Origin of the sequence: Hwanghaeella grinnelliae (genome assembly GCF_004005845.1) — a bacterium.
In the GTDB taxonomy this organism is placed as follows: Bacteria; Pseudomonadota; Alphaproteobacteria; order UBA8366; family Aestuariispiraceae; genus Hwanghaeella; species Hwanghaeella grinnelliae.
The window spans coordinates 776,195-788,815 of sequence record NZ_SADE01000003.1 but is presented as its reverse complement, the minus strand read 5'-3'; the positions used below and the strand labels follow the sequence as shown (position 1 = coordinate 788,815).

Sequence of the window (12,621 nt, the reverse complement as noted above, 5' to 3'; positions counted from 1 at the left end):
GGGTTATCCGCGCTTGACGGGTCCTGCACCGTGCACTAGAAGACAGCGCTTCGCGCACGGGTTCAAACCGGTCGGGCGGTGGATCGCATTGTTTCCCTGGGTCTTCCCAGATGGCGGCAAGTGATTGGGCCGACGCGCAGAAGACTGTTGGGAAAGCCAGTTTCTAAAAAGCCGGCGCTCGTAATCAAGCGCCGAAAAAGGATTTGTATCATGTCCAGACGTTGCACGATCACCGGTAAAGGCGTCATGACCGGCAACAACGTGTCGCACGCCATGAATCACTCACGTCGCCGGTTCCTGCCGAACCTGCAGTCGACGCGGTTGATGAGCGATGCGCTGAACGAACAGGTTCGCCTGCGCCTGACGACGAACGCGATCCGCACCATCGAAAAGAACGGCGGCTTGGATGCGTTCCTGTTGAAGACGCCGAACCGGAAACTGCCGGAAGAAGCGCAGCGCCTGAAAAAGCGCATTTCGCGCCGGATGGCCAAGGTTGCCGCCTAAGGGCACAGCCTGACCCTTTCGAGGGTTCTTATGTTTTGATCAAGGCCTGCCGTTCGGCGGGCCTTTTTCATTGTCAGGGTTCCAACCCTGCCAGCCCCCTGTTGTTCCCCTGCGTGCATGCCGTTGTTCCGGGGGCCCATGCCTAAATGACTCCCCTCCCCATGGCGGTTCGGTGCAAGCTTTGAAAAAGAGAAAGTGGAGGAAGAAGAAATGGCGCGCATTCCCTATGCATCCCCGGACGCGGTCAAGGACGACGCCCTTATCGATCGGGTCAAGGCCCAACGCGGTGAGGTGCTACACCTCTACGCCATGCTGCTGCATAGCGAGGACATCACCGACGGCTGGCTGAAACTCTTCACCGCCGTTCGCCAGAAAGGCACCCTGCCGGGCGATATCCGCGAGTTGGTGATCATGCAGGTCGCATTGATCAACGGCGCCCCGTACGAGGCGCAACAGCACCGCCCGATCGCGCTCAAGGAAGGGCTGACCGAAGCCCAGGTCGACGACCTCGCCGATTGGCAAAACTCCGATGCCTATGGCCCGAAGGAACGCGCCGTGCTCGCCTATTGTGACCAAATGACCCGCAAGGTGCATGTGGATGACGACGTCTTCGCCGAGATGCGCCAGCACTTCACCGAAAAACTGATCCTGGAACTGACTGTCACCATCGCCGGCTACAACATGGTCTCCCGCGTGTTGGAAGCGCTCCACATTGATGCGGGCGACGACAGGGGCGGCTGGGTATGAGTGCCGCTAAGCTGGACGGAGCGCCGGATGCGAATGATTTCTTCCGTCTGGACGGCAAGGTCGCCTTTGTCGGCGGTGCGGGCAGCGTGGGCCCCGGGTGGGGCAACGGCAAGGCGACGGCCGTCCTGCTAGCCCGGCGCGGGGCGAAGGTCTTCTGTACCGATATCACCGCGGCTGCGGTCGAGGAAACGGTGGAGATTATTTTGTCGGAAGGCGGCACGGCGCAGGGTTTCGTGATGGACGCGACCGACAGCAAAAGCGTGCAGGACGCGGTCAACACCTGCGTCCAGGTCTTTGGCGGCATCGACATCACGGTCAACAATGTCGGCGGCTCCGTCCCTGGCGGTGTTACGGATCTGGACGAGGATGTCTGGGACAAGCAGGTCGCCCTCAACCTCAGTAGCGCCTATCTCGGCTGCAAATACACCATTCCCCAGATTCTGAAACGGGGCGGCGGGGCGATCGTGAACCTCTCCTCCATCGTCGCGATCCGCATGGGGGAAGGGCGTGTGCATAGCGCCTATACGGCGACCAAAAGCGCCGTCATCGCGCTCAGCCGCTCCATCGCCATCGAACACGCGGCCAAGGGCCTGCGTTGCAACACCGTCATCCCGGGCCTGCTGCACACACCGCTGGTCGAGGCGCGCCTCCTCGGCCAACTCGGCGCGGCCGACGCCCAGACCCTCATCGAAAAGCGCAACCAACAGATCCCCATGAAACAGGCGGGCACCGGATGGGACGTCGCCAATGCCGTGCTTTATCTCGTTTCCAAGGAAGCGGGGCATGTGACCGCGACGGAGCTGGTCGTCGATGGCGGCCTGGCGGCGGCGATGCCAAGCTGATGGGGTGACGGGACCGAAATATAAAGGGCGCAGGTCCGAAGACGGGGGCTAGTCCACCACGAACAGCTTGGCGCCTGTCTTGGTGGATGAGCGATGGGCCTCCGCATTGTCGGCGACCTGATAACTGACGCCGGGTGTTAGGGTCAGGATACGGCCGTCTTCTAATTCCGTGGTCAATTCGCCTTCCAGGCACAGCAGAATATGCCCCTTGCTGCACCAATGGTCGGCCAGATAGCCGGGGCTGTATTCAACCATGCGGACGCGGATGTCGCCGAAAGTGCAGGTGCGCCAGAATGCGGTACCCGTCTCGCCTTTGTGTTCTGTCCGCTCCACCGCCGACCAGTCGGTCAGGCCAAAGGGAATGCCGGAAAGTTGCATCGATATAGACTCCTGGGGAAGGAAGGGCCGACACGGTCGCACGCTACGGCGCCGCTTGTAAATGACAAGGCATTGGCGCCTGAAATCGGCCCCGCCTGAAACATGCGTGGGCGGGGCTGTATCGCCTCCCAACAGAATCACGGGCTATAGTCTGAATGTCACTCGAAGGCGCAGTGCCTCACCCTATACTGACCAGACAAAGAATGCGGATCGATAGGGTGCAAACGGGGGCGCGAAATTGGGAAGCGGACCATGTCGATCGTCACGACTTTGTGCAAAATCTACAAGAATGCGGGGCTGCATCCGGTGACCGGGTATAACAGCCACCATTTCTTCAATTGGCGGGACGCGCCCTTCACCGTTTTTCTGGACGGGTCGGGTTTCGTGGGGTGTCCCGGCCTCGCTTTGCAGGAGGTCATGTTCCTGGAACATCTGGGAAGCTACCTCACGCCCGCCAACTGCCTGGTCATCGGCAATGCGATGGGGTGGAGCACGCTTGCGACGGCGCTGACCTTTCCCAAGGCGAAGACAGTCGGCGTCGACAATGCGGCGAAGACCGGCATCGACTTCACCAATGCGGCGTTCAAATCGCTCGGGTTGAAAGGCGGCGCGGTCCTGGGCGAGTCCCCGAAGGATATCGGCCGCATCGTCGGTGCCGAGTTCGACGGGAAGGTGGACTTCGTTTTGATCGACGCCCTGCATGAAAACGATGCCATCCAGGCCGACTTCCACGCCATCCGGGAACACGCCACAGAGGATTGCGTCTACTTGTTTCACGATGTCATCAACTGGAACATGCTGTCGGGCTTCAAGGCACTGCTGGCCGATAGCGGGTTGGAAGGCTGCGTCTTGACCCGCACGCCATCCGGCATGGCGATGGCCTATTCCCCGGCCCTTCCCGCCGACTGCCGCGACTACCTCGCGGTCTTCAGCGACGACACCAACTTCTTCCAACGCTACCGCCACACGGTCCGCCAGAACATGGATACGCTCGCGCTGTTCGACCAAGAATTGCCGTGATTGGTTTGATAAAGTAAACCAACAACGCAATCGGTCACCGTAGCCGTCACTCGGGCGCGCCGGACCCTTAAGCCGAATAGACGACCTTCCCGTCGATCATTGTCAGCCGAACGTCGGTCTTGAGGAGCGAGGTCGGGCCTTCCGCGAAAAAGTCGCGGTCGAGGATGACGATGTCGGCGGCCATCCCCGCCTTTAACGACCCCGTGATGGTGTCGAGATGCGCAGCCCAGGCGGATTCCCGCGTGCCGTGGCGTATCGCATCCTCCATCGGCAGGGCCCAGTCCGGGCGATGCGGCTCGATCGTCTCGTCGCTCGGCGATTTCCGCGTCGAGGCAATATACATATTCGGCAGCGCCTCATAGGGCGCGGTCGGCGTATCGGTGCCAAAGGCCAGCGGCGCACCGACCTTCAGGTAGAGCGGCCAGGCAAATCCATTGGCCCCGCGCTCTTCGCCGAGCTTCTCCAGCCAGTTCGCAAGATAGGCCGGGTCGACATGAACGGGCTGCATCGACGCGGTGATCCCGATCCGGCCGATCCGGTCGATCTGGTCTTCGCGGGCATATTCCAGATGCTCTATCCGGTGTCGCCGGCCGGTGGTTCCATTCACCTTGGCGGCATTCTCTATCGCATCGATGGCATCGTCGATGGTGGCATCGCCAATTGCGTGGATGGCGACCTGCAGGCCGGCCTTGTCGGCCGCCGCGACCATCGGCGTCAGCGCGTCGCTCGGCCAAATCGGGTCGCAGTTGCTGCCGTCGGTATAGGGTTGGCTCAACGCAGCGGTGCAGCCGTCGATCGTGCCGTCGCCGATGAACTTGATGCCGGAAACCCGCAACATGTCGCCCCGATACTGCTTCGCCAGTTCCGCCGCGCGTGCGACCTGCGCCAACTCCTGCTCAAGGTCGCCGGTTCGCCACATGATGACATGGCCGACGACGCGCGCCGACAGCTTGCCCGCCGCCTGCAATCGGGCGATGGATGCGAGCGCCGGTTCTTCAAGAGCCATTTCAACGACCGAGGTGATTCCGGCCCTTGCAAAAGCCTCAAGCGCCGCGGTGACCTGCAAATCGAGCTCGTCGTCCGACACGTTGCTCAACAGGGGCCAAACCATGTTGGTCGTCGCCGTCTCCTGCAGCCAGCCGGTTGCCTCCCCGGTTGCCGGGTCGCGCACGATTTCACCGCCGACGGGATCGGGCGTCTCTGCGGTGATGCCCAGTTCCTTCAGCGCCGCCGAGTTCACCCAGGTCGAATGAAAGTCGAACGCATCCAGATAAACCGGCCGGTCGGGCACGATATCGTCGAGCATCGTCTTGTCCGGTTGGCCGTTCGGCACATCGCCATGAACCCAAGCGGTGCCGAGGACGCGCGGGGCGTCGGGGTTTTCGTCGGCCCATTGCTGCACCCGGCGACGGATTTCATCGACGCTGCCGGCGCCGCGCAATTGCGCCTTGCGCATCGCCGCGCCGGTCATCGCGATATGGACATGACCGTCCACGAAACCCGGTACGATCAAGCCGCCCGCGGCATCAATCCGTTCGGGGTCCCGGCCCGCCGCCGACGCAGCCTCGTCCGCATCCCCGACATGGACGATGCGGCCGTCCCGAATCGCGATCGCTTCCGCCCATGGGGCTTCCGGGTCGGCCGTGAAAACCCGCGCACCGGTTATCAAAACGCACTTTTCAGCCATGGTCGCTCCACCTGTTTCAGCCCGACGCCGTCATGCGGGAAAGGTACCGGCTTCGATGTGCCTGCTCAATCAGTCTGCGGTATTGGTTGCAACAATTACCTACGGCATCGCTACGACGACCGCGCGGACTTTAGTGACGACGGCAAAGCAATCCTCACCCTCGTCTCTAAAGAGGCCGACCACGTCGCCGGCACGGAACTCATCGTCGGCATCGAATTGGCGGCGGCGATGCCGGGCCAAGTTTCTCTCAGACCGGTGGAGTATCGACCCAACTCTTTGAAAGACTTGCCTTACGGCGGGACTTTTTCTGCATCGACAACTCAGCACAAACTGACCGACGAGAAATGGAAAAAAAATACAATAAATTGACTTTATCGCTAAAATGACCTAATATCTCAGATCCCCAAAAATCCCCCCGGAGTAATATGCATGCGAGACAATCGCGCCGACGGCATCCTTTTTCGACGCGTGGAGCCGAACGGACGTATCAGACGCAAAAGGCTGACACCCAATCAGCAAAATGAGTTCGAAAAGCTCTATCGTGGTTCGCACTTGCCTGCCGAGTTTTGGGAGAACTGGTTTCGGTACGGCCTTGCGGCCGATCGGGACGAGAACGAAGAAGAAGCTGCGGAAACGGCTCTTATCCTTGCCCGCCACAAGGGAGAGCAGGATGAGATCGATGTGGCATCGAGGCGCTTGGAGGATGTTCGACAAAGAGCGAAGCATGAAATTCCCAGCGACCGCCAAAATTCGGCCACAGTTGTTTCGCAGAATTCCAACAAGCCAATCAGCACTGGGCTGGACGCGCGAGAAGGGAAAGACGACGGCGATACCCTCGGAAAGTCGAACTCTGTCGTTTCAAGGCGTTGGGAAAGGGCGCGCAACCGTATTTCCGCAGGTGAAATCCGCAAGAAGGCTGTGGCGGATGGTCATTTGAGCCTAGGCGACGCGAACGCGCTGTATCGCGCAACGAAAGCGCCATCGTTTGAGGTGACCGTCGATGCGACACAGCTTAAGGTCTTGCCACTTGGGGAGGTTCCGAAAAACGGTCAAGTAAATGCGATAGTCATCGGCCCCAATGACTATCTTGTCCATGGGACGGTGAGCCTGCGGATTGCAGATGGTGTTGCTACAATCCAAGATGAAGAATACGACTTTGAGTGGAAATATGGTATCGAGAATCTTCCACGGAACGTCGCAACCGTCGTTGGGGAGGCGATTGCCGGCGACGGGACGAAGTATCGGATGAAATTCCGTGGAAGCCCAACAGTGGTGGACCCAATATGGTGATGCGAACACGCTATCGGTCGTTATTGTGCGGGGCTGTTGCTTCCTTGGGCTTGGTGAGTTGTGGGCCCGGCGTTTTCGATTACATAGAAGACATCGGGGAAACAGGTCTGCAATACGCCGACACCAGCCCGATTAACATGGTCATACAATGGCATGACCCCGCGACCGGACTGCAAGATGTCGTCCAACCGTCCGTCCTCTCTTATGACTATGAAGACCCCTATGTGTTTGGGTTCCGTCAGGTGGTGAATTGGTACGATTGCGATGACAATAATGGGACGGCAGAGGTCACGGACCGTTACGAGTTTTTCGTTGTAACGGTAAGGAACGCGGAGGAAAGAGACTACCTCACCGAAACATTCACCAGTTACGCCGCGTTCGACGCTGACCTGCGCTCCAAGAAGATCGACCCGGACGATATCGACGACTTCCATCCGGACGAGATGAGTGAATATATGATGGAGCCTTCGCCGCTAACTAACTGTCAGAATCCGGTGCTTATGTGAAAATGCGCTTTTTTCGTTGAAGGTCTCAGTCGCCCCGAAACAAGCCGACACCGGCTGGGACGTCGCCAACGCCATCCTCTACCTCGTTTCCAAAAAAACGAGGCGTGTCAGGGGCACGGAATTGATCGTCGATGGCGGCTTTGTCAAAGCACAGGACACTCGATACAGAATACATCCCAAAGGTTTGGCGCAGCTTGCTCAAGAAGAGAAAGATGATCGACGACGCCAACGCCATCCTCACCCTCGTCTCTAAAGAGGCGGGTCACGTCACCGGCACGAAACTGATCGTCGACGGCGGCTCGGCAGCGGCGATGTCGGGGTGACGTGGCGCGTCAAAATAATAAAATAAACTGTCACCGTAGTTCGTTATCAAAACGCACTTATCAGCCATGGTCGCTCCATTCGTTTCAGCCCGACGCCGTCATGCGGATACGGTATCGGCGTCGATGCGCATGCTCAAACAGTCTGCGTTGTTGGTTGCAACAATTCCATACAGCATCGCCGCGACGACCTCGCGGATTTCAGCGGCGAAGCCAACGCAATCCTCGTCTCGAAATAGGCCGGTCTCGTCCTGGGCACGGAACTGATCGTCGACGGCGGACTGGCGGCGGCGATGCCGGGGCGATTTGCTCGGAAGCCATACTCTCCGGTTACTTTTCCTTGCGGTCCTTTTTGTAACCGAATGGGTCAAATTGCGTTTCAATAAATTCGCATGCGGCGAAGAACATCACGATGAATAACACTATAAATCCGGCGAACATTGAGATGCCGCTGATAAGTTCCAAAAAGGGAAAATTGATCACCTTGGAAAGTACAACCACCAACGCCGAGACTAGTGACACGGAAAGTGAGATTAACAAAGTAGTTCGCAGCATCAGATCACCTCAGGCTGTTGCTTTGTTATGATCCTCAATTGCAGGTGCGTAGGCAAGAACACGTTACCTGGAACTACTGCGACGCGCTACCCAACTTTCCCGCCGCCCAAACCGCCATCGCCCGCACCAGCTCCGATTCGTCCTCAAGCAACGGAACAACCTTCGGCAGGACCGAGGCGTCACCACTGTTCCCGATCCCGATCAGCACGTTCCGAAGAAACCGGTCACGGCCGATGCGTTTTATCGGGCTGGCGGTGAAGAGGGCGCGGAAGCCGGCGTCGTCGAGGTCCAAAAAGTCGGCGAGGCGGGGGGCGGTGAGTTCGGCGCGGGGGAGGAAGGCGTGTTCTTCGGTGCGTTGCGCGAACTTGTTCCAGGGACAGACGGCCAGGCAATCGTCGCATCCATAGATGCGGTTGCCGATGGCTTCCCGGAATTCTTCCGGGATATGCCCCTTATGCTCGATGGTGAGGTAGGAGATGCAGCGCCGCGCGTCGAGCGTATAGGGCGCAGGGAAGGCGTTCGTTGGGCAGATGTCCTGGCAGGCGGTGCAGGACCCGCATTGGTCCTTGTGGGGCGCGTCGGGGGTGAGGTCGAGTGTGGTGAAGACTTCGCCCAGGAAGAGCCAGGAGCCGTATTTGCTGCTGACGAGGTTCGTGTGCTTCCCCTGCCAACCCACCGCTGTTTTCGCCGCGACGGGTTTTTCCATCACCGGGGCGGTGTCGACGAAAACCTTCACCTCCGTCTTGTCTGATTGGGGGTTCGTTTCCACCAGCCAGCGCGCAAGCTGCTTCAGGCGTTTCTTGACCAGGTCGTGATAGTCCCGGTTGCGGGCATAGACGGAGATGACGGCCCGGTCCTTGTTCTCAAGATCGGTCAGCGGGTCATGGGCCGGGCCGTAATTGGTGCCCAGCACGATGACGGATTTCACTTCAGGCCACAGGCCTTGCGGGGAGGACCGGTGTTCCAGCCTTTCGGCCATCCAGCCCATATCGCCGTTTTCGCCGTTCGCGACAAATTGCTTGAGGCGCGCGCCTTCCCGTTCCGCAAGGTGCACAGGGGCGAAGCCGACCGCGTCGAATCCGATCTCGCGGGCCTTGTCCTCGATTGCCTGTCGAAGGTTGGTCACGGCATCCTTCCCTGGCCCGTGGCGCTATAGCGGCTCGATATCGCCTTCCGCCTGCAGGGCGTTGAACTGGGCGACGTAGGCCTCAAACGTTCCGCCCTCGATCGCCGACCGCAAGTCCGCCATCAATTGCTGATAATAGGTCAGGTTATGCCATGTCACCAGCATCATGGCGAGGATCTCCCCCGCCTTTACAAGGTGGTTGAGATAGGCGCGGCTGAACTGAGTGCAGGCCGGGCAGGGGCATTCCGCGTCCAGTGGACGCGGGTCTTCCGCGTGGCGGGCGTTCTTCACGTTGACCGGCCCGCGCCGGGTCCAGGCCTGGCCGTTGCGGCCCGACCGGGTGGGTAGCACGCAGTCGAACATGTCGATCCCGCGCGCGACCGCGCCGACGATATCGCCGGGCTTGCCGACCCCCATCAGGTAATGCGGCTTGTCCGCCGGCAGTGCCGGGCAGGTATAGTCCAGCGTGTCGAACATCAATTGCTGGCCCTCGCCAACGGCCAGCCCGCCGACCGCATAGCCGTGGAAGCCGATGTCTTGCAGCGCCTGCGCGGATTCAAGGCGCTGGTTCTCGAAGGTGCTGCCTTGGACGATGCCGAACAATCCATAACCGGGCCGGTCCTCGAACGCTTCTTTCGAGCGCTTGGCCCAGCGCATGGAAAGTTCCATGGAGTCGCGCGCCTGTTTCTCCGTCGCCGGATAGGGCGTGCATTCGTCGAAGGCCATGGTGATGTCCGCATCCAGCAGGTTCTGGATTTCGATCGACCGTTCCGGCGTCAGCGTATGGTAGCTGCCGTCGATATGGGATCGGAAGCGCACGCCGTCCTCGGTGATCTTGCGGATCTCCGCCAGGGACATGACCTGGAACCCGCCCGAGTCGGTCAGGATCGGTCCCGGCCAATCCATGAATTTGTGTAGGCCCCCCAGTTTTTGGACGCGTTCCGCGCCCGGCCGCAGCATCAGGTGATAGGTATTGCCCAGCACGATCTGCGCGCCGGTCCCTGCGACCGATTGCGGCAGCATCGCCTTCACCGTGCCCGCCGTGCCGACCGGCATGAAGGCGGGTGTGTCGATCTGGCCATGCGCCGTCGTCACGCGCCCGCGCCGCGCCGCACCGTCCGTCGCGATCAGGTCGAAACCGAACTCACTCATTCCGTTCTCTCCAACAGGCAGCAATCGCCATAGGAATAGAAGCGGTAGCCTTCCGCCTTGGCGTGTTCATAGGCCGCTTTCATGCGCTCCAGCCCGGCAAAGGCGCTGACCAGCATGAACAGGGTCGATTTCGGCAGGTGGAAATTCGTCAGCAACAGATCGACCGCCTTGAACCGATAGCCCGGCGTGATGAACAGGTCCGTCGTCGCGTCGAAGGGATGGATTTTTCCACCCTCATCCGCCGCGCTTTCCAGCAGGCGCAGGGCCGTGGTGCCGACGGCGACGATGCGGCGGCCTTCGGCTTTTGCCGCGTTCAGGCGTTCCGCCACCTCTGGGGTGAGGATGCCGATTTCCTCATGCATCACATGGTCGTCGGTATCGCTGACCTTGACCGGCAGAAAGGTGCCCGCGCCGACATGAAGGGTCAGCGTCTCCCGCGTCACGCCCTTCGCCTCCAGCGCCGCCAGCAGCCGGTCGGTGAAGTGGAGGGAGGCAGTGGGGGCGGCAACCGCGCCTTCATGTTTCGCGAAGATCGGCTGATAATCCTCGCGGTCCTGCTGCTGGGCTTCCGCGTCCTCTGCGATATCCTGCCTCTTTATATAAGGCGGCAGGGGCATGACGCCCTGCATGCGGATCTGATCCAGCAGGGCCTCGCCCGAATAGGGGAAGAGCAATTCCACTTCGCCGCCGTCGAACTTTTCGACCACCTCACCGACAAGGCCCAACTCGCAGACGAAATCGTCGCCGATTTTCAATTTCTTCGCGGGCTTGGCGAAGGCGCGCCAGCGGTTGCCGTCGACGCGGCGGTGCAGGGTGACCTCGACCTTCGCCTGCCCGCGCCGCCCGATCAGCCGGGCGGGGATGACCTTGGTGTCGTTCACCACCATCACATCATCCGGCCGCAGCAGGTCGGGCAGGGCGGAGACGATCCGATCCACCGGCGACCCCGAGGTCAGGTCCAGCATGCGGGCGGCGTCGCGCGGCTCCACCGGGTGCTGCGCGATCAATTCGGCCGGCAGGTCGAAATCGAAAAGGTCGACTTTCATGAGGCGAGCACGATCAGCCGGCTACCCGCTGTTGCGCCGGAAACAGCGCGACCAGCAGTTTGAACGGATAGAGCAGCACGGCGATCATCGCCAGCTTGGCGACGAAATCGCCCGCGGCCCAGCTCATCCAGGGCAGGCCCGTGCCGGCAAAGGCGATGGAAAAGAAGATCGCGGTGTCGACGGCCGACCCGAAAAAGCTGGAAACCGTCGGGGCCTGCCACCAGGCGCCCCGGCGCAGCTTGTCGAAGATCAGCACGTCCAGCAATTGGGCGATCAGGAAGGCGGCGCCCGACGCGGCGGCAATGCGCGGATCGGCCAGGATGAGGGACAGAACCACGCCCAGGGCGAAGCCGACATAGACGACCTTGCGGGCATCGGCCGCACCGAACAGGCGGTTCGTGGTGTCGGTCACCAGGAAACAGATGGGGTAGGTGAAAGCCCCCCAGGTCAGCAGTTCGGCAAGATCCACCCCGCCCAGCACATACTGGACCGGATAGCCGACGGCGATGTTGGACAGAAGAATGACAAGGCCCATGGCAACCACGGGCAGCAGCAGACGCTTTGCGTCCTGCGCGGAGAATGACATCTCGATTTCCTTTCGTTACGGGCGAATAGACCATCATGGTCATAAGCGGAGTAATAGCCCCGCCCCCGATAACCGTTATGCCGTGGCGAAAAGCCCGCCCGGCGGCGCGGTTGATACGCCGGAAAGGAAGGCGGTGTCAAATTCTGGTGCCGTGTTGCGAGACACTATTGTCAGGGTTTGCTAGATAGAGGCGCGGCAATTGAATTGGGGGGATTGCGTATGAGTGCCTGTTTTTTGTTGCGCCGAAATGTAACCAAGCTCGTTGTTCGAGCACTTTGGCTGGGGACGGCCCTTGCCCTTACCGCATGTGTGACAGTTGCTGACCGGGTCCCCGGTCGGCAAGATCTGATCGGCGAAGGAAAGCTGGAGGGACGGTCTGTCCGACCTGCCATCAGTCTGGAGGTTCGAAAACCGCACTCGATGGACATTACTCTTCAGTTCGACGACACAGATAACTATTCAGCCCACTACAACTACGATCCGAATATCGTCGCCGTTACAGTGGAGGCGTTGTCTCGCTACTACGACATTGTTCCCCCGGATCGTTTTGTACCGAGGGTCGTCGTAGAATTCGAAAGACTATATGCAAGCGGCTCCTGTTCCACGACGTGGGGAAGTACTTCGGACTGCAGCCAAGGCGTCCAATTTGATGCCTTGGTAAAAGTCAGCCAAGGTGTTCGGAGCGCAGAACCGGAGAAGATTGTGGGACATTCCACAGCGACGGAGGGCGGATATCTATGGCTTCCGAATTCATTCGACCCGTTACACAGGAAGGCGGCGAAGCAGGCTTTCGAGAATTTCGTGAACTGGGTTGTTGTCGTTATTGATGAAGACTTGGTTAGCCTTCAGGATGCGGTCTAAA

At 60.1% G+C, this 12,621-nt stretch carries 14 protein-coding genes; 8 read left to right on the top strand and 6 right to left on the bottom strand.

Annotated elements, in window-relative coordinates; all coding sequences use genetic code 11:
* Nucleotides 1-210: 210 nt before the first annotated feature.
* The 3 genes from rpmB to EOI86_RS20600 all read left to right on the top strand — a co-directional run bounded on the left by rpmB (nt 211) and on the right by EOI86_RS20600 (nt 2,093).
* A complete protein-coding gene (gene rpmB, locus EOI86_RS20610) occupies nt 211-504 on the top strand; it encodes a 50S ribosomal protein L28 (protein WP_127767541.1) in 294 nt (97 codons plus the stop codon).
* 210 nt (nt 505-714) lie between these two features.
* The gene (locus tag EOI86_RS20605; RefSeq protein ID WP_127767540.1) at nt 715-1,251 is read left to right on the top strand and encodes a carboxymuconolactone decarboxylase family protein; all 537 of its coding nucleotides are present in this window, start codon (nt 715-717) and stop codon (nt 1,249-1,251) included.
* The gene (locus tag EOI86_RS20600; RefSeq protein WP_127767539.1) at nt 1,248-2,093 is read left to right on the top strand and encodes an SDR family NAD(P)-dependent oxidoreductase; all 846 of its coding nucleotides are present in this window, start codon (nt 1,248-1,250) and stop codon (nt 2,091-2,093) included. The genes EOI86_RS20605 and EOI86_RS20600 overlap by 4 nt, the downstream gene beginning before the upstream one ends.
* Nucleotides 2,094-2,141: 48 nt before the next feature.
* Here EOI86_RS20600 and EOI86_RS20595 read toward each other — a convergent pair whose 3' ends face one another.
* A complete protein-coding gene (locus EOI86_RS20595; RefSeq protein ID WP_127767538.1) occupies nt 2,142-2,471 on the bottom strand; it encodes a DHCW motif cupin fold protein in 330 nt (109 codons plus the stop codon).
* Nucleotides 2,472-2,723: 252 nt separating this feature from the next.
* On the opposite strand from EOI86_RS20595, the gene EOI86_RS20590 reads away from it, so the two are divergent.
* The gene (locus EOI86_RS20590) at nt 2,724-3,491 is read left to right on the top strand and encodes a class I SAM-dependent methyltransferase (protein WP_127767537.1); all 768 of its coding nucleotides are present in this window, start codon (nt 2,724-2,726) and stop codon (nt 3,489-3,491) included.
* A 67-nt stretch (nt 3,492-3,558) separates the two neighbouring features.
* On the opposite strand, the gene EOI86_RS20585 is transcribed toward EOI86_RS20590, so the two are convergent.
* Nucleotides 3,559-5,178 (bottom strand): amidohydrolase, encoded by a 1,620-nt coding sequence (locus EOI86_RS20585; protein WP_127767536.1) that lies wholly within the window; start codon nt 5,176-5,178, stop codon nt 3,559-3,561.
* Nucleotides 5,179-5,235: 57 nt separating this feature from the next.
* Here EOI86_RS20585 and EOI86_RS20580 point away from each other — a divergent pair, with 57 nt between their 5' ends.
* The 3 genes from EOI86_RS20580 to EOI86_RS20570 are packed head-to-tail and all read left to right on the top strand — an operon-like array spanning nt 5,236 to nt 6,974.
* Nucleotides 5,236-5,547 (top strand): hypothetical protein, encoded by a 312-nt coding sequence (locus tag EOI86_RS20580; protein ID WP_127767535.1) that lies wholly within the window; start codon nt 5,236-5,238, stop codon nt 5,545-5,547.
* Between the two features lie 60 nt (nt 5,548-5,607).
* Complete coding sequence (locus EOI86_RS20575; protein WP_127767534.1) at nt 5,608-6,468, top strand: hypothetical protein; 861 nt, start codon at nt 5,608-5,610, stop codon at nt 6,466-6,468.
* Entirely contained in the window at nt 6,462-6,974 is a 513-nt protein-coding gene (locus EOI86_RS20570) for a hypothetical protein (protein WP_127767533.1), read from the top strand. Before EOI86_RS20575 ends, EOI86_RS20570 begins: the two co-directional genes overlap by 7 nt.
* Nucleotides 6,975-7,922: 948 nt before the next feature.
* Here EOI86_RS20570 and queG read toward each other — a convergent pair.
* From queG to EOI86_RS20550, 4 genes are read right to left on the bottom strand one after another with little or no spacing between them, the layout of a single operon-like run.
* Nucleotides 7,923-8,975, bottom strand: coding sequence for a tRNA epoxyqueuosine(34) reductase QueG (gene queG / locus EOI86_RS20565; protein WP_127767532.1), 1,053 nt, complete (start codon nt 8,973-8,975; stop codon nt 7,923-7,925).
* A 24-nt stretch (nt 8,976-8,999) separates the two neighbouring features.
* The gene (gene tgt, locus EOI86_RS20560; RefSeq protein WP_127767531.1) at nt 9,000-10,127 is read right to left on the bottom strand and encodes a tRNA guanosine(34) transglycosylase Tgt; all 1,128 of its coding nucleotides are present in this window, start codon (nt 10,125-10,127) and stop codon (nt 9,000-9,002) included.
* Nucleotides 10,124-11,173 carry a tRNA preQ1(34) S-adenosylmethionine ribosyltransferase-isomerase QueA gene (gene queA / locus EOI86_RS20555; protein WP_127767530.1) on the bottom strand — a complete coding sequence of 350 codons (1,050 nt, stop codon included), beginning with the start codon at nt 11,171-11,173 and terminating at the stop codon, nt 10,124-10,126. The genes tgt and queA overlap by 4 nt, the downstream gene beginning before the upstream one ends.
* 13 nt (nt 11,174-11,186) lie before the next feature.
* Nucleotides 11,187-11,759, bottom strand: coding sequence for a queuosine precursor transporter (locus EOI86_RS20550; RefSeq protein ID WP_127767529.1), 573 nt, complete (start codon nt 11,757-11,759; stop codon nt 11,187-11,189).
* 219 nt (nt 11,760-11,978) lie between these two features.
* Between EOI86_RS20550 and EOI86_RS20545 the strand changes: the two genes are divergently transcribed.
* A complete protein-coding gene (locus EOI86_RS20545; RefSeq protein ID WP_127767528.1) occupies nt 11,979-12,620 on the top strand; it encodes a hypothetical protein in 642 nt (213 codons plus the stop codon).
* Nucleotide 12,621 lies beyond the last annotated feature (1 nt).